We start from the raw sequence: 21,079 nt of genomic DNA, 5'->3' as shown, positions 1-21,079 counted from the left end.
GTTTCCCATGAGCTTCAGTCCTCTCATCCGCCAGCTGATCGACGGCTTGCGCATCTTGCCCGGCGTTGGCCAGAAAACGGCACAGCGCATGGCCCTGCAATTGCTGGAGCGTGACCGCAGCGGGGGGCTGCGGCTCGCCCAGGCGCTGACTCAGGCCATGGAAGGGGTAGGACATTGCCGCCAATGCCGCACCCTGACCGAACAGGACCTGTGCCCGCAGTGCGCCGACCCACGGCGTGACGACACGCAACTGTGCGTGGTCGAGGGCCCGACGGATGTCTATGCCGTCGAGCAGGCCGGGTATCGCGGCCGCTACTTCGTGCTCAAGGGGCATCTGTCGCCGCTCGACGGACTGGGCCCGGAGGCGATCGGCATTCCACAGTTGATGGCACGCATCCAGGAGCAGGGCACCTTCACCGAAGTCATTCTTGCCACCAACCCCACGGTGGAAGGTGAAGCCACGGCGCACTACATTGCGCAGTTGCTAGCTGAGAAGGGTCTGGTCGCCTCGCGTATCGCCCATGGCGTGCCCCTGGGCGGCGAGCTGGAGTTGGTAGATGGCGGCACGCTGGCCCATGCCTTTGCAGGGCGTCGCCCTATCTCGCTCTGAGGCAGTGATAGGGTACGACCTGCGGTGCAGTGACCTCGGGATTTCCGCCGCGAAGCTGATCCTGGTGTCGCCGCACCCCATCGCCGCCCAGGCGTCACCCCTCAACGCTCGCTGAGGGAAAACTCGGTCAGGCAGAAGGTCGGTACGCCCGCCGCTTGCAAACGGCGCGAGCCGTCCAGCTCGGGCAGGTCGATGATGGCTGCCGCCTCGAACACCTGCGCACCCGTACGGCGCACCAGGTTGGCGGCGGCCAGAAGCGTACCGCCGGTGGCGATCAGGTCGTCGAAGATCAGTACCGAGTCGCCCTCGCACAGACTGTCGGCGTGCACTTCAAGGAAGGCTTCACCGTACTCGGTCTGGTACCCCTCGCTGAGCACGTCAGCGGGCAGCTTGCCTTGCTTGCGGAACAGGATCAGGGGCTTGTTCAGTTGATGGGCGATGATCGAACCGATCAGAAAACCACGCGCGTCCATGGCGCCGATGTGGCTGAATTCGGCCTCCACATAACGCTCGATGAACTGATCGGCCACATAGCGCAGCCCGCGCGGCGACTGGAACAGTGGGGTGATGTCGCGGAAGATCACACCCGGCTTGGGAAAGTCCACTACCGGGCGGATCAGGGCTTTGAGGTCGAAGGCGTCGCTGTGCATTGTTGCAGGTATCCTGGGAAAACGAACGGCCCAGTATACCTGCTAAAGCCGCCCTCAGGCCTCCATTGCGCCACCGGCCAGCGCGCAAAGCTGGATCGGGTCGAGGATATGCACCTCCTTGCCTTCGGCGCGCAGCAGGCCATTCTGCTGGAAGCGGGTGAACACGCGCGACACGGTTTCCACCGCCAGCCCCAGGTAGTTGCCCATCTCGTTGCGCGACATGCTCAGGCGGAACTGGTTGGCCGAATAGCCACGGGCGCGGAAGCGCGCCGACAGGTTGACCAGGAACGTCGCGATGCGCTCATCGGCGGTTTTCTTCGAGAGCAGCAGCATCATCTGCTGATCGTCGCGAATTTCGCGGCTCATCACGCGCATCAACTGGCGACGCAGCTGCGGCAATTGCACCGACAGTTCATCCAGGCGCTCGAACGGAATTTCGCAGACCGACGTGGTTTCCTGGGCCTGGGCCGACACCGGGTAGGCCTCGGTGTCCATGCCGGAGAGGCCCACCAGTTCGCTGGGCAGGTGGAAACCGGTGATCTGCTCTTCACCGCTGTCGCTCAGGCTGAACGTCTTCAGAGCGCCGGAGCGTACGGCATAGACCGAGCCAAAATTATCCCCCTGGCGGAACAGGAACTCGCCTTTCTTGAGAGGGCGACCTCGCTTGACGATTTCGTCCAGTGCGTCCATGTCTTCCAGGTTGAGTGAAAGGGGCAGGCACAGGGGGGCCAGGCTGCAATCCTTGCAATGGGCCTGGCTGTGTGGGCGCAGTTTGACTGGCTCGGACATTTGACTCGATCCTTGTGGGAAAGCACACATAAGTCGTAAGGGTAACCCACGACATAGGGTGTAGGCCAGTGGCCGCGACCAGTAGGCTGGCTTGCCACGCCCGGCTGCGCATCACCCGATGGCCTGAGTGCCAGCAGCCGCATGGCCAGGACGCATGGAGTGCGGCCAAATGCCTCGCTCAGATCACACGGGAGAACCGTTGGCGATTGTGCAGGGCCAGGTAGGCATCGAAGACCATGCACACCGAACGGGCCAGCAGTCGCCCGGCCGGTAGAATCCGAATGCCCTTGTCGTCCAGGCGAATCAGGCCATCGCGCTGCAAGGTCAAGAGCTCCGGCCACAGGTCATTGAAATAGCCACGAAAATCGATGGCGAATGACTGTTCGATCGACTCGAAGTCCAGCTCGAAATGGCAGATCAGCTGTTGGATGACCGCCCGGCGCAGACGGTCGTCGGGGGTGCACAGCAGGCCGCGCTGGGTGGCGAGCTGGGCGTTGGAGAGGCTGTCCTGGTAGGTGGTGAGGTCGCTGCTGTTCTGGCAGTACAAATCGCCGATTTGGCTGATCGCCGACACGCCCAGGCCGATCAGGTCGCAGTGCCCATGAGTGGTATAGCCCTGGAAGTTACGCTGGAGCGTGCCTTCCTCCTGGGCAATGGCCAGTTCGTCATCGGGCAAGGCAAAGTGGTCCATGCCGATGTAGCGGTAGCCGGCAGCGGTCAATTGCTCGATAGTGGCGTGCAACATGTCCAGTTTGGCCGCTGCACTGGGCAGCTCCCCGGCTTCGATGCGCCGTTGCGGCATGAACCGTTCGGGCAGGTGGGCGTAGTTGAAGACTGACAGGCGATCGGGCTGCAGGCGGATCACTTCTTCAACGGTGCGTGCGAACCCTTCGGGCGTCTGGCGCGGCAGCCCGTAGATCAGGTCCAGGTTCACCGAGCGAAACTGCAGGGTGCGAGCCGCCTCGATCAAGGTGCGCGTCTGCTCCAGGCTCTGCAGACGGTTGACGGCACGCTGCACGGCCGGGTCCAGGTCCTGCACGCCGAGGCTGACGCGGTTGAAGCCCAGCTCACGCAGCAGGCCCATGGTCGACCAGTCCGCCTCGCGCGGGTCGATTTCGATGCCGTAATCGCCCGAATCGTCATCGAGCAGGCTGAAGTGCTGGCGCAGCGTGGCCATCAGCTGACGCAGCTCTACATGGCTCAGGAAGGTCGGGGTGCCGCCGCCGAAGTGCAGCTGCTCCACACGTTGCCTGCTGTCCATGTGGCAGGCCACCAGCTGGATTTCCTGTTCCAGGCGTTGCAGGTAGGGGGCAGCGCGTGCCCGGTCCTTGGTGATGACCTTGTTGCATGCGCAGTAGTAGCAGATGTTGGCGCAGAACGGCACATGCACGTACAGCGACAGCGGGCGCACGGCCCGCCGGCTTTCGCGCAGGGCGTGCAGCAGGTCGAACGAGCCCACTTCGCTGTGCAGTTGCACGGCGGTTGGGTAGGAGGTGTAGCGTGGCCCGGCCAGATCGTAGCGGCGGATCAGGTCGGTGTCCCAACGTAGGTCGTCGAGCATGAGGGCGGTCCCCGGAAAGAGCAGCAATGTTCCGGAGTCTAGGGATGTCTGTAGGAATCTGTGTTGATTTGTATCAAGCGCTAAACGGCCTGAGGGCGCTAGGTCTAGCTCAAGCGATGCGCGGTGGGTACGGCCGGTTACTGGCCATAAGCCATACGCTGCGCCGCCTGGCTCGCCTCAGTGGCCCATCAGCCAGTGTTGATGAGGGCCGGGCATTGTCCATACGCCGAACAGCACCACGAGCATGCCGCCGGCCACCCGCACGCTGCGTTGTCTCAACAACCTGTTTACCCGCTCGGCCGCCAACCCGGTGGCCAGCAGCACGGGCCAGGTCCCGAGCCCGAATGCCGCCATCAGGGCTGCACTGTGCAATGCATTGCCTTGGCTGGCGGCCCACAGCAAGGTGCTGTACACCAATCCGCACGGCAGCCAGCCCCACAAGGCGCCCAGCAGCAGTGCGCGAGGCAGGCTCGAGACCGGAAGCAGGCGTGACGCCACCGGCTGGATGTGCCGCCACAGCCCGCGACCCATGGCTTCGATGCGGGTCAGTCCGCTCCACCAACCGGCCAGGTACAGGCCCATGGCGATCAGCAGCAAGGCGGCCATGATGCGCAAAACAAGCACGGCAGGGCTGTTGGCCACCGCCCAGCCCGCCATGCCGAGCATCAGGCCCGCGGCCGTGTAGCTGAGCACACGCCCGACGTTGTAAGCCACCAGCAGCCGCAATCGACGGCCGCGCTGCGCCGGGGGTATGGCCAGAGTCAGGGCGCCCATCAGGCCGCCGCACATGCCCATGCAGTGACCGCCTCCGAGCAGGCCGAGCACCAGCGCCGAGCCCAGTAGGGGTAGCAAGTCAGCCACGAGCCGGGGGCTCGGAAGGGTTATCAGGCGTTTGTTCGGGCGTGACGGCGGCTTGGTGACGGGGATCCTGATCGTCGAAGAGAATGCTGTGAGCGGGGCTTTCCAGGTCGTCGTACTGGCCGCTGTCCACCGCCCAGAAGAAGATGTAGACGGCCACGCCGACCAGCAGCAGCGCTGCGGGAATCATCACATAGAGGGCGGGCATGGCAGGTTCCTCGCAAGGGTAGGTGCTGACGGGGCCAGGGCAGGCGCCGCAGCAGGCATTCGGGTCAGGCGCAGGGCGTTGAGCACTACCACCAGTGAACTGACCGACATGCCGACCGCTGCCCACACCGGGGTGATCCAGCCAAGGGCCGCGAACGGCAACATGAGGCCATTGTACAGGCTGGCCCACAGCAGGTTCTCGATGATGATGCGCCGCGTGCGCCGCGCCAGCGAGGCCGTCTGCACCAGCGCCTGAAGCCGGTTGGAAAGCAGCACCGCGTCGGCGCAGGTCTTGGCCAGGTCAGTGGCACTGCCCATGGCGATGCTGATGTCTGCCGCCGCCAGCACCGGCACGTCATTGACCCCGTCCCCCAGCATCAGCACCTTGTGCCCGGCCTCTTGCAGGGCCTTGAGCCGCGCTAGCTTGTCATCGGGCCTAAGGCCGCCGGCGGCCTCGTCGATGCCCAGTTGCGCGGCCACCTCGCCGACCATCGGCGAGCTGTCTCCGGACAGCAGCAGCGTACGCCAGCCAAACGCCTTGCAGGCCGCGAGCAGGGCAGGGGCGTCTTCACGCAGGCGATCGTCCAGCCCGAACCAGGCCAGCGGCCCGCGGCGGTCGCCCAGCAGCAGCCACTGTCCCCGTGGCTCGGGTATCGCCGGCGGCGGGGTGCCGCTCAAGGCGCAGACGAAGCTTGCCTGGCCGATGCGCAGGCGTTGGCCTTCAACCTCACCCTCAAGGCCCAGCCCGGGCACGGCCAGCACACCATCGGCCGGCGTGGCCACTTGGCCGAAGGCCCGTGCGATGGGATGCTCGGAGCGGTTTTCCAGGGCCGCGGCCCAGGCCAGGCAAGTGTCGGCCGTTGCATGGCCCAGCGGCCTGATGCTGCGCAAGGTCAGGCGCCCTTCGGTCAGCGTGCCGGTCTTGTCGAAAATCACCGTGTCGATCTGATTCAGGCCCTCCAGCACATGACCGCGTGTAACCAGCAGGCCCAGCTTGTGCAACGTGCCTGTCGCCGCCGTCAACGCGGTCGGGGTGGCCAGCGACAGCGCGCAGGGGCAAGTCGCAACCAGCATGGCGAGCACAATCCAGAACGCCCGTTGCGGCTCCACCTGCCACCACCACACGCCAATCGCGGCGGCCGCGAGCAGTGAGCACAATAGGAACACCTGGGAGGCGCGGTCGGCAATCTGGGCCAGGCGTGGCTTTTCGGTCTGGGCACGTTCGAGCAAGCGGACGATGGCAGACAACCGCGAATCCTGGCCCAGGGCTTGCACCTGCACCTGCAGGGCGCTTTCCACGTTCAGCGTGCCACCTGTGACCCGATCACCCTCCTGGCGAGGTTGGGGCAGGTATTCGCCGGTCAGCAGCGACTCATCGACACTCGAGCGCCCTTGCACGATGCGACCGTCAGCCGGGATCACCGACCCCGGCAGCACCTGCACGCTGTCCCCGCAACGCAGTTCACTGAGCAGGATGCGCTCGCTGCGGCCCTGGGCATCGACACGCAGACAGGATGCCGGCAACAGGTTGACCAGTTGCGCCGTCGCGGCGGCCGTGCGTTCGCGGGCGCGCCGTTCCAGGTAGCGCCCGGTCAGGAGGAACAGGGCGAACATGCCGACAGTGTCGAAATACAGCTCGCCGCTACCGGTGACAGCCGTCCAGATCCCGGCACCGAACGCCAGGGCGATGGCCAGCGAGACGGACAGGTCCATGGTCAGGTGGCGGGTGCGCAGGTCACGCGCTGCGCCCTTGAAAAAGGGCGCGCAGCTGTAGAAGACGATGGGAATGGTGAGGAACAGGGCCACCCAGCGCAGGATTGTGTGCAACTCGGCGGACAGGTCCATGTTGAATTCCGGCCAGGTGGCCATGGTTGCCATCATCGCCTGGAACCACAGCAATCCTGCGACCCCCAGCCTGCGCAACGCACTGCGGTTTTCCCGGTTCAACTGCTCGGCCGCCTGGTCCGGCTGATAGGGGTGGGCGGCGTAGCCAATCCGGCGCAGCGCCGCCAGCACCTGCGACAGCGGCAATTGCCGATCATCCCAGCTCAGCAGCAGCCGATGATTGGACAGGTTCAAGCGCGCCTCGGCCACCCCCGGCAGGTTGCGCAGGTGCTTGTCGATCAGCCAGCCGCAGGCGGCGCAACTGACGCCCTCGACCAGCAGCGTGGTTTCGGCCAGTTCGCCCTCGTGCCGCACGAATCGCTGCTGCACATCGCTGCGGTCGTACAGCGCCAACTCGTCTTGCAACTGCCGGGGCAGGGCTTGCGGGTTGGCGCTGTTGTCGCTGCGGTGCTGGTAGTAGTGCTCGAGGCCCCCGGCCATGATCGACTCGGCCACAGCCTGGCAGCCTGGGCAGCAGAAGGCTCTGGGCTGCCCCAGGACCACGGCGGTGAACCCGCGACTGGCGGGAACGGGCAGTGCGCAGTGGTAGCAGAGGATGGGTTGGGTCATCGCATCATTGCCTTGCACAAGTCGATCGCGAGCGCGATCAAAGGTGTTGAGCGCCTTGTAGCGCCTCGTCACCCAACTCCAGGATCACACCATGCTCGACCTTCTCTTCTTCGAACAGGCGCCACACCTGATCGCCTTCGCTGCCCAGCAGCTCGACGAAGCGCCGGCCATTGACCTTGTCTTCCAGCTGGCCGACATAGCGCCCCTGCTCGACACGGCTCAGCAGCACCCGGCGGTCCATGGCCGGCTGGGTAGGGGAGATAAGGTTCAGCTCCAGCGTCTGCGGGTCACTGCTACCGGTCAGGCGCACATCTACCTCACCGGTCAGGTCGTCCAGGTGGACGCTGGCCTTGAGCGCCAGTTGCTGAGCCAGCAGCTCCCTGTCCAGGGAGCGGTTGATGCCCTTGCCGGCCTCGTAGTAGTTGTCGTTCACCAGGTTGTCCGGGTTGCGCACGGCGATGCTGACCATGGTCAGGCTCAGGCACACCGAGGTGGTCAGGATGCCGATGATGATCCAGGGCCAGAGGTGCTTGTACCAGGGGCTGGCGGCGGTGGCAGGCATGGTGTTCATCCTTCTTAGCGAATCTGCGGGCCGATGAAACGGCTCTTGGCTTCAACCTGGGCGTCGCTGTCATCGGCGCTCTTGAGGATGAAGGTGATTTCGTTGGTGGTCGAGGGAAGTTTTTCCGGGGCCACCGACAGTTGCACGGGGAGGCTGACGATGTCGCCGGCGGCCACGCGGATTTCCCGTTGGCCATCGAGCATCAGGTCGGGCAGGCCGGTGGCATCGAGCACGTAGACGTGGTCGCGCTGGTCCTTGTTCATGACCTTGAGGCTATACACGTTTTCGATGCGCCCCTGCGCATTCTCCCGGTACAGGACGCGGTCCTTGCTCACGTCCAGGCCTACCAGCGAGCGGGTGGCAAAGGCGCTGGCCAGGGCGATGATCATGACCAGCAGCACCACGGCGTAGCCGATCAGGCGAGGGCGCAGCAGGTGGGTCTTCTGCCCGGACAGGTTGTGCTCGGTGGTATAGCTGATCAGCCCTCTGGGGTAGTGCATCTTGTCCATGATGCTGTCGCAGGCGTCGATGCACGCGGCGCAGCCGATGCACTCGATCTGCAGGCCATCGCGGATGTCGATGCCCGTGGGGCACACCTGCACGCACAGGGTGCAGTCGACGCAATCGCCCAGGCCCTTGGCCTTGTAGTCCACGTCTTTTTTACGCGGCCCACGGGTCTCGCCACGGCGCGGGTCGTAGGACACGATCAGTGTGTCCTTGTCGAACATCACGCTCTGGAAGCGCGCGTAGGGGCACATGTACACGCACACCTGCTCGCGCAACCAGCCGGCGTTGCCATAGGTGGCCAGGGTGAAGAAACCGACCCAGAAGTAGGCCCAGCCGTCTGCCTGGCCCGTGAAGAACTCGACCACCAGCTCGCGGATGGGGGCGAAATAGCCGACGAAGGTCATGCCGGTGACGAAGCCGATCAGCAGCCACAGGCTGTGCTTGGCGAACTTGCGGGCGAACTTGTTGGCGCTCATGGGCGCCTTGTCCAACTTCATTCGCTGGTTGCGATCACCTTCGGTGACCTTCTCGCACCACATGTAGATCCACGTCCACACGCTTTGCGGGCAGGTATAGCCGCACCAGACCCGGCCTGCGAACACGGTGATGAAGAACAGGCCGAAGGCCGCCACGATCAGAATGCCCGACAGCAGGATGAAGTCCTGGGGCCAGATGGTCGCGCCGAAGATGTAGAACTTGCGCTCTGGCAGGTTCCACCACACGGCCTGGTGCCCGCCCCAGTTCAGCCAGACGGTACCGAAGTACAGCAAGAGCAAGACCGCACCACCTACCATGCGCAAGCGCCTGAACAGGCCGGTGAAGGCACGTGTGTAGATTTTTTCGCGCGAGGCGTAGAGGTCGACGGAATCCTTTCCTGTCTTGGCAGGCGGGGTTACATCATGTACCGGTATATGCTTGCTCATCATCATGTCCCACGGCAGTGGAGAAATGCCGCGGCCAGTGCATGCCGGCCGCAGTCTCGCGCAATCTGCTAGGCCCTGTGTGAAAAGCCTTGATACTCGGTGATGCTGCGTTGAAAACAGCCTGGATCGCCAGCCCGGTCGGAATGCTCATTTACAACATGTAAACTCCGCTTCCTCGGCTGTTTTCGCCTTGCCTGACCTTCGTCTCAAGACTCTTCACACAGAGCCTAGCGCTGCGCGGCCATGATACGCCCCTGGCAGACGTTCAGACCGAGGTGCGACCTTTGGCCGCATTGGGTTGATCTTGTGAAACGTGATATGGGAAGTGTCAATTGATCCAGGTCAGCCGGTGACGCATTTGTTGCCCGCCTGTTGGAACAACCCGGTTGCTGGGCTTATGTCTGGCCTGGCTGCCAGCAGCCCACCCCCAAACTTCCTCACTCGGCTTTCTCGCCTGCCTCCGGCGAGTGCGAAAGGCTGTACACATAAGCAGCCAGCAAATGCACCCGGTCGTTGCCCTGCAACTGTGCCTGGGCCGGCATCTGCCCCTGGCGGCCGTAGCGGATGGTCTGCTGCAACTGTGCAAAGCTCGACCCATAGATGAACGCCTGGGGGTGCGTGAGATTCGGAGCGCCCATGGCCGGGGTGCCCTTACCCTCCGGCCCGTGGCAGGCCACGCAGCTGCTGGCGAAGATCACCTTGCCCTTGGCCGGATCGGCATTGATGCCCTCCGGCAGACGGCGACCGTCCAGGTTGGTGAGCACGAAGGCGGCCACATCGGCCACGCCCTGTTCGCCCAGCACCTCGGCCCACGCCGGCATGACCCCGTGGCGCCCGTTCATGATCGAGGCTTTTATGGTTTCCGGCTCGCCGCCCCAGCGCCAGTCCTTGTCGGTCAGGTTGGGGAAACCGTAGGCACCCTTGGCATCGGAACCGTGACATACCGAGCAGTTGGAGGCGAACAGGCGACCGCCCATCTTCAGCGCTTGTGGGTCCTTGGCCACCTCTTCGATGGGCATGGCCGCGAACTTGGCGAAGATCGGCCCGAACCGGGCGTCGGCCTTGGCCATTTCCTTCTCCCATTCGTGTACACCGCTCCAGCCGGCCTGGCCGTCCGAGAACTCGGCCTGCTTGTCGTTATCCAGGTAAGCGTAGCCGGGCAGTATGCCTTTCCAGTTGCCCAGGCCCGGGTACAGGGCCAGGTAGCCCAGGGCGAAGACAATGGTGCCGACGAACAGCCAGAACCACCACTTGGGCAGCGGGTTGTCGTACTCCTCGATACCGTCGAACGCATGGCCGACGGTTTCGCTGGTGGTCTCCTCGCGTTGACCCTTGCGGGTAGACAGCAGCAGCCAGGTCAGGGCGAGGATGGTGCCCAGGGTCAGAACGGTGACGTACACACTCCAGAACGTTGTCATTGTTTTTTGCTCCCGGATGCCTTTTCTTGTGCGTGCTCGACGTGTTGGCGGGCCTGGGGGTCATCGGCAAAGGGGAGTTGGGTCGCTTCGTCGAAGTCTTTCTTGCGCCGCGGGCTGAACACCCACAGCGCCAGGCCGATGAAGGCCACCAGCACCACCACGGTGCCCAGGCCGCGAATCATTCCGATATCCATCGCCGTCACCGTTTGCTCTTGATGAGGGTGCCAAGGCCTTGCAGGTACGCCACCAGGGCGTCCATTTCGGTCTTGCCCTTGACCGCATCCCGAGCGCCGGCGATGTCGGCATCGGTGTAGGGCACCCCGAGGGTGCGCAGCACCTGGAGCTTACGGGCGGTGTCCTTGCCATCGAGGGTGTTTTCCACCAGCCATGGGTAGGCGGGCATCTTCGATTCCGGCACCACGTTGCGCGGGTTGTACAGGTGGGCGCGGTGCCAGTCATCGGAATAGCGCCCACCGACCCGGGCCAGGTCCGGGCCGGTGCGCTTCGAACCCCACAGGAACGGGTGGTCCCAGACGCTTTCGCCGGCGACCGAGTAATGGCCGTAGCGCTCGGTCTCTGCCCGGAATGGGCGGATCATCTGCGAATGACAACCCACGCACCCTTCGCGGATGTAGATGTCCCGGCCTTCAAGCTCCAGTGCGGTGCGCGGCTTCATGCCTTCGACCGGCTGATTGGTCACGTCCTGGAAGAACAACGGGACGATCTGGGTGAGCCCGCCGATGCTGACGGCGATCACCATGAAGAAGGCCAGCAGGCCGATGTTCTTCTCTACGGCTTCGTGCTTCATCAGTGCGCTCCCACGACAGCGATCTTGGCGGCTTCTTCAGCCTCCACCGGGTTGGCCGCGCGCACGGTGCGCAACACGTTATAGGCCATCAGCAACATGCCGCTGGCGAAGAACGCGCCGCCCAGCGCGCGAACGATGTAGCCCGGATGGCTGGCCTGCAGGGCTTCGACGAACGAGTAGGTAAGGGTGCCGTCGGCATTGATGGCGCGCCACATCAGGCCCTGGGTGATGCCGTTGACCCACATCGAGGCGATGTACAACACGGTGCCGATGGTCGCCAGCCAGAAGTGGGCATTGATCAGGCCGATGCTGTGCATCTGCTCACGCCCGTACAGGCGCGGGATCATGTGGTACACGGCGCCGATGGAGATCATCGCGACCCAGCCCAGGGCCCCGGCATGCACATGGCCGATGGTCCAGTCGGTGTAGTGCGACAGCGAGTTCACCGTCTTGATGGCCATCATCGGCCCTTCGAAGGTGGACATGCCGTAGAAGGCCAGCGACACCACCAGAAAGCGCAAGATCGGGTCGGTGCGCAGTTTGTGCCAGGCACCGGAGAGGGTCATCATGCCGTTGATCATGCCACCCCAGCTTGGGGCCAGCAGGATGATCGACATCACCATGCCCAGCGACTGCGCCCAGTCGGGGAGGGCGGTGTAGTGCAGGTGGTGCGGGCCGGCCCAGATGTACAGGGTGATCAGCGCCCAGAAATGCACGATGGACAGGCGGTACGAATAGATCGGCCGCTCGGCCTGCTTGGGCACGAAGTAGTACATCATGCCCAGGAAGCCCGTGGTCAGGAAGAAACCGACGGCGTTGTGGCCGTACCACCACTGGATCATGGCATCGGTCGCGCCCGAATAGGCCGAGTACGACTTGAACAGGCTGACCGGCAACGAAATGTGGTTGACGATGTGCAGCATCGCAGTGACCACGATGAAAGCCCCATAGAACCAGTTGCCGACATAGATGTGCTTGGTCTTGCGCTTGACGATGGTGCCGAAGAACACCGCGCCGTAGGCGACCCAGACAATGGTCAGCAGAATTGCCAACGGCCATTCCAGTTCGGCGTATTCCTTGGTAGTGGTGTAGCCCATGGGCAGCGTGACCAGGGCGCCGACGATCACGGCCTGCCAACCCCAGAAGGTGAAGGCCGCCAGGCGATCGGAGATCAGCCTGGCCTGGCAGGTGCGCTGCACCACGTAGTAGCTGGTGCCGAACAGTGCACAGCCGCCAAAGGCGAAGATCACCAGGTTGGTGTGCAGTGGGCGCAGGCGGCCGAAGCTGGTCCAGGGCAGGTCCAGGTTGAGCTCAGGCCACACGAGCTGCGAGGCGATGAAGACACCCAGGCCCATGCCGATGATCCCCCAGACCACCGTCATGATGGCGAACTGGCGGACGACCTTGTAGTTATAAGCAGTCGAACTGATTGCAGTGCTCATTCTCAGGTTCCACGGTTTTATGTTCTTGTTGGTCGAAATCGGCATCAGTATCGGAAACCCCCTGGGTTACCGCAACGCAACTTTGGTACGCCGACCCGTGTCCAGCCCTGTTCGACAGTGGCACGCAGTGAACGGGGGATGCCATGGATTGTACACAAATAAATATTTGTAATGTGTACCGTTTCTCGGTTTTTTCTGATCGAACGGTCAGGCTTTTTCGGACGGTCAGAAAGTGGGCCTCAAGGCATGGCAAGAATGTGCATTGAGGGGGCGTGGGATGCGCAAGCGGCTGGGGTGCTGGACGCTCACAAATGAAAAGCGCCGCTAGAGCGGCGCTGTGGGGCGGGGAAGAAGACGAAGAGCGGGTTACTTGACCGTCACGCCTTGGGCTGCGTCGCCCTGGGAGAGGCTGTAGACGTAGGCCGCCAGCAAGTGCACTTTGTCATTGCCCTGGATCTCGGCCTGCGCGGGCATCTGGCCCTGGCGACCATAACGAATGGTCTGTTGCAACTGGGCGAAGCTCGATCCATAGATGAACGCCTGCGGATGGGTCAGGTCCGGCGCACCCATGGCAGGAGTGCCCTTGCCCTCAGGCCCGTGGCAGGCCACGCAGTTGCTCGCGAACAGCGCTTTGCCCTTGACCGGGTCGGCCTTGACGCCTTCGGGCAGCTTGCGCCCATCGAGGTTGGTCAGCACGAACGCCGCCACATCCGACACGCCCTGTTCACCGATCACCTCGGCCCAGGCCGGCATCACGCCGTGACGGCCGTTCATGATCGACGCCTTGATCGTTTCAGGCTCACCGCCCCAGCGCCAGTCGTGGTCGGTCAGGTTGGGAAAGCCGTAGGCGCCCTTGGCATCGGAACCATGGCAAACCGAGCAGTTGGAGGCAAACAGGCGGCTGCCCATCTTCAGTGCTTGCGGATCCTTGGCCACTTCTTCCACCGGCATGGCGGCGTACTTGGCGAAGATCGGGCCGAACTTGGCATCGGCCTTGTCCATCTCCTTCTGCCATTCATTGACACCGGTCCAGCCATCTTCGTAACCGGGCAGGATGCCTTTCCAGTTGCCGAGGCCCGGATACAGCACAAGGTAGCCAGCGCTGAAGACCAAGGTGCCGACGAACAACCAGAACCACCACTTGGGCAGCGGGTTGTCGTATTCCTCGATGCCATCGAAGCTGTGCCCCATGGTCTGGTCGGTCGTGCTGTTGCTCTGCCCTTTGCGGGTGCCGAGCAACAGCCAGGTCAGGCCGATCAGGCTGCCGATGGTCAGTACGCTGATGTAGGTACTCCAGAAGGCGGTCATTGTGCTTTGCTCCTCGCAGCTGCACGGGTTTCAGGTGCCTGCTCGACAGGAGGCAGGCGGTCGTCGACGAAGGGCAGCAGGCGCGCTTCGGCGAAGTCCTGGTCGCGGCGCCGGTTGAATACCCACAGGCTCAGGCCGATGAAGGCGATCAACACCACCAGGGTGCCCAGGCCGCGGATCATGCCGATGTCCATTTCCATCGCATTCACCTCTTGTTCTTGATCGAGGTGCCCAGCACCTGCAGGTAGGCGACCAGGGCGTCCATTTCGGTTTTGTTCTTCACCGCCTCGCGCGCGCCGGCAATGTCTTCGTCGGTGTAAGGCACGCCCAGGGTGCGCAGCACGCGCATCTTGGTGTCGGTGTGGCTGTTGTCGACCTGGTCGGCCACCAGCCACGGATACGACGGCATCTTCGACTCCGGCACCACGTTGCGCGGGTTATACAGGTGGGCGCGGTGCCAGTCGTCCGAGTAGCGCCCGCCGACTCGGGCCAGGTCTGGCCCGGTGCGCTTGGAGCCCCACAGGAACGGGTGGTCCCACACGCTTTCGCCGGCAACCGAATAATGGCCATAGCGCTCGGTTTCGGCGCGGAACGGGCGGATCATCTGCGAGTGGCAGCCTACGCAGCCTTCGCGGATGTAGATGTCACGGCCTTCGAGTTGCAGCGCGGTGTAGGGCTTCATGCCCTCGACCGGCGTATTGGTTACGTCCTGGAAGAACAACGGGACGATCTGGGTAAGGCCGCCGATGCTGACGGCGAAGACCATCAGCAAGGCCAGCAGGCCGACGTTTTTCTCGATGACTTCATGTTTCATCAGGCAGGTCTCCTCAAGCCAGCTGGGCGTTCGCAGGGACGGTATCCAGCGCTGGCGAACGTACGGTGCGCCAGGTGTTCCAAGCCATCAGGAACATGCCGCTGAGGAAGATCGCGCCACCGACGAAGCGCACGACGAAGCCTGGGTGGCTGGCCACCAGGGTTTCGACGAACGAGTAGGTGAGCGTGCCGTCGCTGTTGACTGCGCGCCACATCAGGCCCTGGGCGATACCGTTGACCCACATCGAGGCGATGTAGAGCACGGTGCCGATGGTGGCCAGCCAGAAATGCGCGTTGATCAGCCCGATGCTGTACATGCGCTCCTTGCCGAAGACCTTGGGGATGGTGTGGTACAGGGCGCCGATGGAGATCATCGCTACCCAGCCCAGGGCGCCGGCATGCACGTGGCCAATGGTCCAGTCGGTATAGTGGGACAAGGCGTTGACGGTCTTGATGGCCATCATCGGGCCTTCGAAGGTGGACATCCCGTAGAACGCCAGGGAGACCACCAAGAAGCGCAGGATGGGATCGCTGCGCAGTTTGTGCCAGGCGCCGGACAGGGTCATCATGCCGTTGATCATGCCGCCCCAGCTCGGTGCCAGCAGCACCAGCGACATCACCATGCCCAGCGATTGGGCCCAGTCGGGCAGGGCGGTGTAGTGCAGGTGGTGAGGGCCTGCCCAGATGTACAAAGTGATCAGTGCCCAGAAGTGCACGATCGACAAGCGATAGGAATACACCGGGCGTTCGGCTTGTTTGGGCACGTAGTAGTACATCATGCCCAGGAAGCCTGCGGTCAGGAAGAAGCCCACGGCGTTATGGCCATACCACCACTGCACCATGGCATCGGTGGCCCCGGCGTAGACCGAGTAGGACTTGGTCAGGCTGACAGGCAGTTCCAGGTTGTTGACGATGTGCAGCATCGCCACGGTCAGGATGAAACCGCCGAAGAACCAGTTGCCCACATAGATGTGCTTGGTATTGCGTTTGATCAGAGTGCCGAAGAACACCACGGCATACGCCACCCACACGATGGTGATCAGGATGTCGATCGGCCATTCCAGTTCGGCGTATTCCTTGGAGCTGGTGTAACCCAGCGGCAGGCTGATGGCAGCCAGCAGAATCACCAGTTGCCAGCCCCAGAAGGTGAACGCGGCCAGGCGTGGCGCGAACAGGGTGGTCTGGCAGGTGCGTTGCACCGAATAATAGGAGGTGGCGAACAGCGCACAGCCGCCAAATGCGAAAATCACCGCATTGGTATGCAGTGGGCGCAGGCGGCCGAAGCTGGTCCAGGGGAGATCGAGGTTCAGGAAAGGCCAGGCAAGCTGGGCGGCGATGAAGACGCCGAGCCCCATCCCGACGATTCCCCACACCACCGTCATGATGGCGAATTGGCGGACCACCTTGTAGTTATAGGCGGTACTGCTGGTTGTGTTCATGTATGGGTTCCCATCCACGGTTATTGGCAGGCTATAGAGCGAGGCAAGCATGAGTAATGGGCAAAATGCCTGCATTGACGGGGATCAATGGGCCAAGGTCGGAAATGTCCCAGGCTTGCGCTGCACACCTGAACACTGGGTGTACGGTGAGCCGTACCGGACCTGCCTGATCCTTGCCCATGGCGCCGGGGCGCCGATGGACAGCGAGTTCATGGAGCAGATGGCGCAAAGGCTTGCAGCACGTGGGGTAGCCGTGGTGCGCTTTGAGTTCCCGTACATGGCCCAGCGTCGGCAAGGCGGCAGCAGAAGGCCACCCAATCCGCAGCCGGCCTTGCTGCAATGCTGGCGCGAGGTGTACCAACACGTGCGACCTTTGGTCGCGGGTAAATTGGCGATTGGGGGCAAGTCGATGGGCGGGCGCATGGCCAGCCTGGTAGCGGACGAGTTGGGGGCCGATGCGCTGGTGTGCCTGGGCTATCCGTTCTATGCAGCAGGCAAGCCGGAAAAGCCACGGGTCGAACACCTGGCCGGGTTGCAGACTCCGACCTTGATCGTTCAGGGTGAGCGCGATGCCTTGGGCAATCGGGAGGCGGTTGGGCGGTATGCCTTGTCACCTGCAATCGAGGTGCAGTGGCTTGCGACGGGCGATCATGACCTAAAGCCCCTGAAGGCTTCCGGGTTCAGTCATGAACAGCACCTGCAGGCAGCGGCCGACAAGGTGGCGCGCTTTCTGGATAGGCAATGACGATGCGCGGTGGCAAACCCCGGGTTCATCAAGGGCATGCGGCCGAGTGAGGCACTCGGCCTGGGGCAGGCTTAGTCGCGGTACTCGCACAGGTAAGCCGTATCGACCTTGACTTGCAACTGGAACTTGCTGTCGGCCGGCACGTTGAACTGGGTGCCAGTCGCGAAGGTTTCCCAAGCATCGCTGCCTGGCAGCTTCACGGCCAGCTCGCCCGAGACCACGTGCATGATTTCACGCTTGGCCGTGCCGAACTCGTATTCACCAGGGGCCATCACACCGACGGTGGCCGGGCCTTCTTCGCCAGTGAAAGCGATCGACTTGACGGTGCCGTTGAAGTACTCGTTGACCTTGAACATGGGCGACTCCAGTAACAGAAGAGGGCAAAAAGGCTGGCCAGTATGCCCAAGGCCACCGGCGCCGTCATCCGCTTTGACAGGCGCCGCCCATCAACCGCTCGGCAGGCTCAACGGCAGCAGGCGCGCGGTGTTGCGCGCGTCTTCCAAGGCCCTGTGCTGTTGGCCGCAAAAGTGCATGCCGGCCATGTGCAGGGCACTGTTGAGCCCCGTCGGACGCTGCAGGTGGCGGGCCTTGGCAAAACGCTGCTTGAGATTGATGTGCGGCAGTGCCCGCAGCGCGCTGTCCAGGCCATGTTGCCGCCATTCCTGGAGCAATTGCACACGGTCGTAGTCGCCCCAGCTCACCCAGGCCTGCAACTGCGCCTGATGGTGCGCCAGCCACCGTTCGAAACTGGGCCACACCTCGGTGAAAGGGGCCGCCGAGTCCACGTTCGCCTGGCTGATGTGGGTCAGCTCACGGCAGAATGGCGTCAACTGAGGCCGCCTGCGTGGCCGCACGAAGCGCTGGAAATGATCGACCTCGCGGCCTTGGCCAGTTACCAGGCTCGCGCCGATTTCAATCACTTCCATGTCTGCGACCGGCCATCCGCCGTCGTCTGTCGTCGCTTCCAGGTCGATCACCAACCAATGGCCCATATCAGGCTCCCTTCCAGGTCATGCTAGAGCGTAGCCAAAGTCCCGCCTCCCGACACCCCCTGGCATTTTGCCGCCTGCTTTGGCATAAAGGGCGCGACCCGGTGGTTGTGCCGGGTCCGGAAAGCGCCTAGCGTAAGCGGATCCCGTTCTGGCATGTGATGAGTGTTCGTTTTGACCCTAGCGCCCGGCCTCAAGGTCCTGTCCGCACTGTTTATTTCTGCCGCCTGTTGGTTGGCGCCGTCGGCACGGGCCGTCGAGCGGGTGGAAGTCAGGGTCGGGGCTGCTCACTTCCCGCCGTACACCGTGCGTCCCGAGCAAGGTGCGGGCACCGGTCTGCTGACGCAGTTGATCGACGCGTTGAACCTGTCGCAACCCCGTTATCGCTTCGTGCTGGTGCCCACCTCGGTGCAACGACGCTTTGGCGATCTGCTGCAAGGCCGTACCGACATGGCAGTGTTCGAGAACCCGCAATGGGGTTGGGCGCAAGTGCCGCACGAGGCGGTGGACATGGGCCTTGAAGACGCCGAAGTGTTCGTAGGGCGTACCAGCAGCCTGGCCGACCCGCACTATGTCGATGCCCTGCAGGGCAAGCGCCTGGCCATGTTCAACGGCTACCACTATGCCTTCGCAGGGTTCAACCCCGACCCCACCTACCTGCGCAAGGCCTTCAACGCCACCTTGACCTATTCCCACGACAGCAACCTGCTGATGGTGCAGGCCGGTCGCGCCGACATCGCACTGGTGACCCGCTCGTACCTCACCGATTTTCTGGCCCGTAACCCCTCCAGCCAGGGCCGGCTGGCGGCATCGGGGCGTATCGATCAGGTCTACCATCACTATGCCGTGCTGCGCGCAGGTGGGCCGTTGTCAGCCACCGCGTTTGCCGGGTTGCTGCAGGCGCTGCGCGAGAAGGGCGAGCTGGCGCGCATCTTCGAACCCTACGGCATCACCGTCACTGCCGGGCGCCCGTAATCCCCCTCAAGGGCAGCAGCTAAATCCGGGGGAGGTGGCATCGTCTTGCAGAGTGAGCCTTTCTTTCACGTCACCGAGTATCGCCCATGCCCTCAGATGCCGCTTTGCAGACACCCTACACACCACGCTGGCGCAGCCTGAGCGCCGAGCAGCGCGACGGTTTTCTGTGCCTGTCGCTCGAAGCTCGACCCTTGATCACCCTGCGGGTGCACACCCAAGGCACTCCAGTCGTGCAGGTGGAATGGGTCTGCTCGCAGCGACCCTACCAGGCGCTGTGGGCGGCGTGCTATTGGCTGTTGTCCCAGGACCTCACCTGCCAGACGTTGACTTGGCACCTGCATGAAGTGCCTGCCCAAGCGCTGGCCTCTGGCTTGCTGGTGAGCAGCGAGCAACCGGGGCAGTACCTGTGCCAGCGGGCATTGTTCTGGCAGTTGCCTCAGCCGTGGCTGGGTGAAGTGCAGGCCGCGGTGTATCCGCAACAGATGCGCATCAGCGCGGGCAAGCGACACCCGTTGCGAGCGCCCAAGCCGCGAGGCGAAGTGTACCGGCGCTTCGATGCGCGGCTGGGCAGCTGGGTATCGCTGCGCACCCTGGAAATCGAGCACGACCTTGAGCGCTTCAACCGCTGGCAGAACGAGCCGCGGGTAGAGGCGTTCTGGCAGGAAGGGGGTAGCCTGGCGCAGCACCGCGAGTATCTGGCCAAGCTAGAAGCGGACCCTCATACCCTCACGCTGATCGGTTGCTTCGATGATCAGCCGTTTGCCTACTTCGAAGCCTATTGGGCCAAGGAAGACCGCATCGCCCCGTTCTATCAGGCCGACGATTATGACCGTGGCATCCACATGCTGGTAGGCGAACAGCAACACCGCGGCCCCCACAAGGTCGCCAGCTGGCTCTGCGCGCTGGTGCACTACCTGTTCCTGGATGACCCGCGCACCCAGCGCGTTGTCGCCGAGCCACGTGCCGACAATGCGCGGATGATCGGCTACATGCAGGATCAATGCTTTCACTGCGACAAAGTGTTCGACTTCCCGCACAAGCGGGCTGCGCTGATGATTCTGGGGCGGGAGCGGTTTTTCGATCGGTGCACGCTGGTTTAAGGAGGGTATTGACGGAGGTTCGACAACTACCCGGTGTCGCACTTCAAACCAGTGATTTTGCGGATGCGCACCGGCTGGGTAGGCGCGGCCTTGCCGGTCCGGCGCCCCGGCCAGGCCGCTCTACACGGGTCATCCTTCCCCCTTCGCGCCGTGCCTAGCGCGTCATCTTCCGGCAATGCACCATCGCATCGCGAATCATGAAGTTGACCAGGGTAGGGGAGACGCCCAGTTCCTTGGCGATGTCTTTCTGCGGCACACCATGCAGGCGGTACATTTCGAACGCATACCGCGTGCGTGGCGGCAGGTCGTTCAGTGCGCGGGCGATGTCGTCGAGGGCCGCAAGGTTGATGTGGGTAGCTTCGGGCGAGGCGTTCTGCAGGACGACGTTCAGCCCTTCTTCCTCGCTGCCGGAGTATTTCAACTCCATCGCCTGCTTGCGGTAGTGGTCGATGGCCAGGTTGCGCACGATCTGGAACAGGTAGCTCAGCTGCGCCTTGAACGAAGAGGTGATCTGCGGGGCGCTGCCGAGCCTGAAGAAGGCGTCCTGCACCACATCTTCGGCCCGCGAGCGGCAGCCGGTGATGCGGGCGGCAATCTTGAGCAAGATGCTGCGGTTTTCTACGAACGCTTGGAGCAGTGGTGAATCGCACTTACTTGTGGACAGTTGTTCCGCCATGGAAATCACCTGGAAGCATAGGGTAAAGAGCGCGTTGATTTGTAGGACGCGTCCTGGGACGAGCGACAAGCTATTCAGAATGATAATGATTGTCAAATACGAAACGAAATTAGTATCTGTATCTTTCAGTTCTAAGTCGCGCCCGACTCGCGTGCGTACCCGCCGCATGGCGCCACGCATCACGCGGCGCCTGGTTAACGCGCACGCCCGTCTTTTCTCCCACAGGCCCGCGCTTCGTTAATTTC

23 protein-coding genes are annotated in these 21,079 nt (G+C 63.2%); 4 read left to right on the top strand and 19 right to left on the bottom strand.

Annotation, left to right across the window (positions count from 1 at the left end):
• Positions 1-7 precede the first annotated feature (7 nt).
• A complete protein-coding gene (recR, locus tag MOP87_RS13520) occupies positions 8-610 on the top strand; it encodes a recombination mediator RecR (RefSeq protein WP_023535938.1) in 603 nt (200 codons plus the stop codon).
• Between the two features lie 101 nt (positions 611-711).
• On the opposite strand, the gene MOP87_RS13515 is transcribed toward recR, so the two are convergent.
• The 16 genes from MOP87_RS13515 to ccoN (MOP87_RS13440) form a co-directional block, all read right to left on the bottom strand.
• A complete protein-coding gene (locus MOP87_RS13515; protein WP_023535921.1) occupies positions 712-1,260 on the bottom strand; it encodes an adenine phosphoribosyltransferase in 549 nt (182 codons plus the stop codon).
• A 54-nt stretch (positions 1,261-1,314) separates the two neighbouring features.
• Positions 1,315-2,049 (bottom strand): Crp/Fnr family transcriptional regulator FnrA, encoded by a 735-nt coding sequence (gene fnrA, locus MOP87_RS13510; RefSeq protein ID WP_027916015.1) that lies wholly within the window; start codon positions 2,047-2,049, stop codon positions 1,315-1,317.
• 178 nt (positions 2,050-2,227) lie between these two features.
• Positions 2,228-3,610, bottom strand: coding sequence for an oxygen-independent coproporphyrinogen III oxidase (gene hemN, locus MOP87_RS13505; protein WP_242809639.1), 1,383 nt, complete (start codon positions 3,608-3,610; stop codon positions 2,228-2,230).
• A gap of 177 nt (positions 3,611-3,787) precedes the next feature.
• A complete protein-coding gene (locus MOP87_RS13500) occupies positions 3,788-4,471 on the bottom strand; it encodes a sulfite exporter TauE/SafE family protein (RefSeq protein ID WP_242809637.1) in 684 nt (227 codons plus the stop codon).
• Complete coding sequence (ccoS, locus tag MOP87_RS13495) at positions 4,464-4,676, bottom strand: cbb3-type cytochrome oxidase assembly protein CcoS (RefSeq protein WP_028687961.1); 213 nt, start codon at positions 4,674-4,676, stop codon at positions 4,464-4,466. The genes MOP87_RS13500 and ccoS overlap by 8 nt, the downstream gene beginning before the upstream one ends.
• Positions 4,658-7,129 carry a heavy metal translocating P-type ATPase gene (locus tag MOP87_RS13490; RefSeq protein WP_242809635.1) on the bottom strand — a complete coding sequence of 824 codons (2,472 nt, stop codon included), beginning with the start codon at positions 7,127-7,129 and terminating at the stop codon, positions 4,658-4,660. The genes ccoS and MOP87_RS13490 overlap by 19 nt, the downstream gene beginning before the upstream one ends.
• A gap of 37 nt (positions 7,130-7,166) precedes the next feature.
• Positions 7,167-7,691, bottom strand: a complete 525-nt coding sequence (locus MOP87_RS13485) for a FixH family protein (RefSeq protein WP_028687959.1) — start codon at positions 7,689-7,691, stop codon at positions 7,167-7,169.
• A gap of 14 nt (positions 7,692-7,705) precedes the next feature.
• Positions 7,706-9,121 carry a cytochrome c oxidase accessory protein CcoG gene (ccoG, locus tag MOP87_RS13480; protein ID WP_111475193.1) on the bottom strand — a complete coding sequence of 472 codons (1,416 nt, stop codon included), beginning with the start codon at positions 9,119-9,121 and terminating at the stop codon, positions 7,706-7,708.
• A gap of 437 nt (positions 9,122-9,558) precedes the next feature.
• Positions 9,559-10,539 carry a cytochrome-c oxidase, cbb3-type subunit III gene (gene ccoP / locus MOP87_RS13475; RefSeq protein WP_140174147.1) on the bottom strand — a complete coding sequence of 327 codons (981 nt, stop codon included), beginning with the start codon at positions 10,537-10,539 and terminating at the stop codon, positions 9,559-9,561.
• A complete protein-coding gene (locus MOP87_RS13470) occupies positions 10,536-10,733 on the bottom strand; it encodes a CcoQ/FixQ family Cbb3-type cytochrome c oxidase assembly chaperone (protein WP_023535942.1) in 198 nt (65 codons plus the stop codon). The genes ccoP (MOP87_RS13475) and MOP87_RS13470 overlap by 4 nt, the downstream gene beginning before the upstream one ends.
• Before the next feature lie 5 nt (positions 10,734-10,738).
• Complete coding sequence (ccoO, locus tag MOP87_RS13465) at positions 10,739-11,347, bottom strand: cytochrome-c oxidase, cbb3-type subunit II (protein WP_023535925.1); 609 nt, start codon at positions 11,345-11,347, stop codon at positions 10,739-10,741.
• Positions 11,347-12,789: a cytochrome-c oxidase, cbb3-type subunit I gene (gene ccoN / locus MOP87_RS13460; protein WP_111475185.1), complete on the bottom strand. Its 1,443-nt coding sequence runs from the start codon at positions 12,787-12,789 to the stop codon at positions 11,347-11,349. Before ccoN (MOP87_RS13460) ends, ccoO (MOP87_RS13465) begins: the two co-directional genes overlap by 1 nt.
• A gap of 366 nt (positions 12,790-13,155) precedes the next feature.
• Positions 13,156-14,097: a cytochrome-c oxidase, cbb3-type subunit III gene (ccoP, locus tag MOP87_RS13455; protein ID WP_027916024.1), complete on the bottom strand. Its 942-nt coding sequence runs from the start codon at positions 14,095-14,097 to the stop codon at positions 13,156-13,158.
• Complete coding sequence (locus MOP87_RS13450; protein WP_027916025.1) at positions 14,094-14,297, bottom strand: cbb3-type cytochrome c oxidase subunit 3; 204 nt, start codon at positions 14,295-14,297, stop codon at positions 14,094-14,096. Before MOP87_RS13450 ends, ccoP (MOP87_RS13455) begins: the two co-directional genes overlap by 4 nt.
• Before the next feature lie 5 nt (positions 14,298-14,302).
• The gene (gene ccoO, locus MOP87_RS13445) at positions 14,303-14,911 is read right to left on the bottom strand and encodes a cytochrome-c oxidase, cbb3-type subunit II (protein WP_023535920.1); all 609 of its coding nucleotides are present in this window, start codon (positions 14,909-14,911) and stop codon (positions 14,303-14,305) included.
• Positions 14,912-14,924: 13 nt separating this feature from the next.
• Complete coding sequence (ccoN, locus tag MOP87_RS13440) at positions 14,925-16,349, bottom strand: cytochrome-c oxidase, cbb3-type subunit I (RefSeq protein ID WP_027916026.1); 1,425 nt, start codon at positions 16,347-16,349, stop codon at positions 14,925-14,927.
• Positions 16,350-16,398: 49 nt separating this feature from the next.
• Here ccoN (MOP87_RS13440) and MOP87_RS13435 point away from each other — a divergent pair, with 49 nt between their 5' ends.
• Complete coding sequence (locus MOP87_RS13435; protein WP_028687958.1) at positions 16,399-17,094, top strand: alpha/beta fold hydrolase; 696 nt, start codon at positions 16,399-16,401, stop codon at positions 17,092-17,094.
• A 71-nt stretch (positions 17,095-17,165) separates the two neighbouring features.
• On the opposite strand, the gene MOP87_RS13430 is transcribed toward MOP87_RS13435, so the two are convergent.
• Both MOP87_RS13430 and MOP87_RS13425 read right to left on the bottom strand, forming a co-directional pair.
• A complete protein-coding gene (locus tag MOP87_RS13430; RefSeq protein WP_027916028.1) occupies positions 17,166-17,450 on the bottom strand; it encodes a pyrimidine/purine nucleoside phosphorylase in 285 nt (94 codons plus the stop codon).
• A gap of 90 nt (positions 17,451-17,540) precedes the next feature.
• Positions 17,541-18,086 (bottom strand): exonuclease domain-containing protein, encoded by a 546-nt coding sequence (locus MOP87_RS13425; protein WP_023535887.1) that lies wholly within the window; start codon positions 18,084-18,086, stop codon positions 17,541-17,543.
• 171 nt (positions 18,087-18,257) lie between these two features.
• Here MOP87_RS13425 and MOP87_RS13420 point away from each other — a divergent pair, with 171 nt between their 5' ends.
• On the top strand, positions 18,258-19,058 hold the full coding sequence (locus MOP87_RS13420; protein WP_028687957.1) for a transporter substrate-binding domain-containing protein: 801 nt from the start codon (positions 18,258-18,260) through the stop codon (positions 19,056-19,058).
• Positions 19,059-19,144: 86 nt separating this feature from the next.
• Positions 19,145-20,158 (top strand): GNAT family N-acetyltransferase, encoded by a 1,014-nt coding sequence (locus MOP87_RS13415; RefSeq protein ID WP_197874209.1) that lies wholly within the window; start codon positions 19,145-19,147, stop codon positions 20,156-20,158.
• Positions 20,159-20,312: 154 nt separating this feature from the next.
• On the opposite strand, the gene MOP87_RS13410 is transcribed toward MOP87_RS13415, so the two are convergent.
• Positions 20,313-20,834, bottom strand: coding sequence for an RNA polymerase factor sigma-70 (locus MOP87_RS13410; RefSeq protein ID WP_027916031.1), 522 nt, complete (start codon positions 20,832-20,834; stop codon positions 20,313-20,315).
• Positions 20,835-21,079 lie beyond the last annotated feature (245 nt).

Origin of the sequence: Pseudomonas sp. I3-I5, from assembly GCF_022699445.1 — a bacterium.
Classification (GTDB): domain Bacteria; phylum Pseudomonadota; class Gammaproteobacteria; order Pseudomonadales; family Pseudomonadaceae; genus Aquipseudomonas; species Aquipseudomonas fulva.
This window is presented reverse-complemented; position numbering and strand designations above follow the sequence as displayed.

Coding starts and splice junctions, on each gene's coding strand:
- MOP87_RS13425 (WP_023535887.1), bottom strand. CDS start 18,086: ATGGGCCATTGGTTGGTGATCGACCTGGAAGCGACGACAGACGACGGC.
- ccoN (WP_111475185.1), bottom strand. CDS start 12,789: ATGAGCACTGCAATCAGTTCGACTGCTTATAACTACAAGGTCGTCCGC.
- MOP87_RS13450 (WP_027916025.1), bottom strand. CDS start 14,297: ATGGAAATGGACATCGGCATGATCCGCGGCCTGGGCACCCTGGTGGTG.
- MOP87_RS13515 (WP_023535921.1), bottom strand. CDS start 1,260: ATGCACAGCGACGCCTTCGACCTCAAAGCCCTGATCCGCCCGGTAGTG.
- ccoO (WP_023535920.1), bottom strand. CDS start 14,911: ATGAAACATGAAGTCATCGAGAAAAACGTCGGCCTGCTGGCCTTGCTG.
- MOP87_RS13415 (WP_197874209.1), top strand. CDS start 19,145: ATGCCCTCAGATGCCGCTTTGCAGACACCCTACACACCACGCTGGCGC.
- ccoO (WP_023535925.1), bottom strand. CDS start 11,347: ATGAAGCACGAAGCCGTAGAGAAGAACATCGGCCTGCTGGCCTTCTTC.
- MOP87_RS13470 (WP_023535942.1), bottom strand. CDS start 10,733: ATGGATATCGGAATGATTCGCGGCCTGGGCACCGTGGTGGTGCTGGTG.
- MOP87_RS13490 (WP_242809635.1), bottom strand. CDS start 7,129: ATGACCCAACCCATCCTCTGCTACCACTGCGCACTGCCCGTTCCCGCC.
- MOP87_RS13485 (WP_028687959.1), bottom strand. CDS start 7,691: ATGCCTGCCACCGCCGCCAGCCCCTGGTACAAGCACCTCTGGCCCTGG.
- MOP87_RS13435 (WP_028687958.1), top strand. CDS start 16,399: ATGAGTAATGGGCAAAATGCCTGCATTGACGGGGATCAATGGGCCAAG.
- recR (WP_023535938.1), top strand. CDS start 8: ATGAGCTTCAGTCCTCTCATCCGCCAGCTGATCGACGGCTTGCGCATC.
- ccoP (WP_027916024.1), bottom strand. CDS start 14,097: ATGACCGCCTTCTGGAGTACCTACATCAGCGTACTGACCATCGGCAGC.
- ccoN (WP_027916026.1), bottom strand. CDS start 16,349: ATGAACACAACCAGCAGTACCGCCTATAACTACAAGGTGGTCCGCCAA.
- fnrA (WP_027916015.1), bottom strand. CDS start 2,049: ATGTCCGAGCCAGTCAAACTGCGCCCACACAGCCAGGCCCATTGCAAG.
- ccoS (WP_028687961.1), bottom strand. CDS start 4,676: ATGCCCGCCCTCTATGTGATGATTCCCGCAGCGCTGCTGCTGGTCGGC.
- ccoP (WP_140174147.1), bottom strand. CDS start 10,539: ATGACAACGTTCTGGAGTGTGTACGTCACCGTTCTGACCCTGGGCACC.
- hemN (WP_242809639.1), bottom strand. CDS start 3,610: ATGCTCGACGACCTACGTTGGGACACCGACCTGATCCGCCGCTACGAT.
- MOP87_RS13430 (WP_027916028.1), bottom strand. CDS start 17,450: ATGTTCAAGGTCAACGAGTACTTCAACGGCACCGTCAAGTCGATCGCT.
- MOP87_RS13410 (WP_027916031.1), bottom strand. CDS start 20,834: ATGGCGGAACAACTGTCCACAAGTAAGTGCGATTCACCACTGCTCCAA.
- ccoG (WP_111475193.1), bottom strand. CDS start 9,121: ATGAGCAAGCATATACCGGTACATGATGTAACCCCGCCTGCCAAGACA.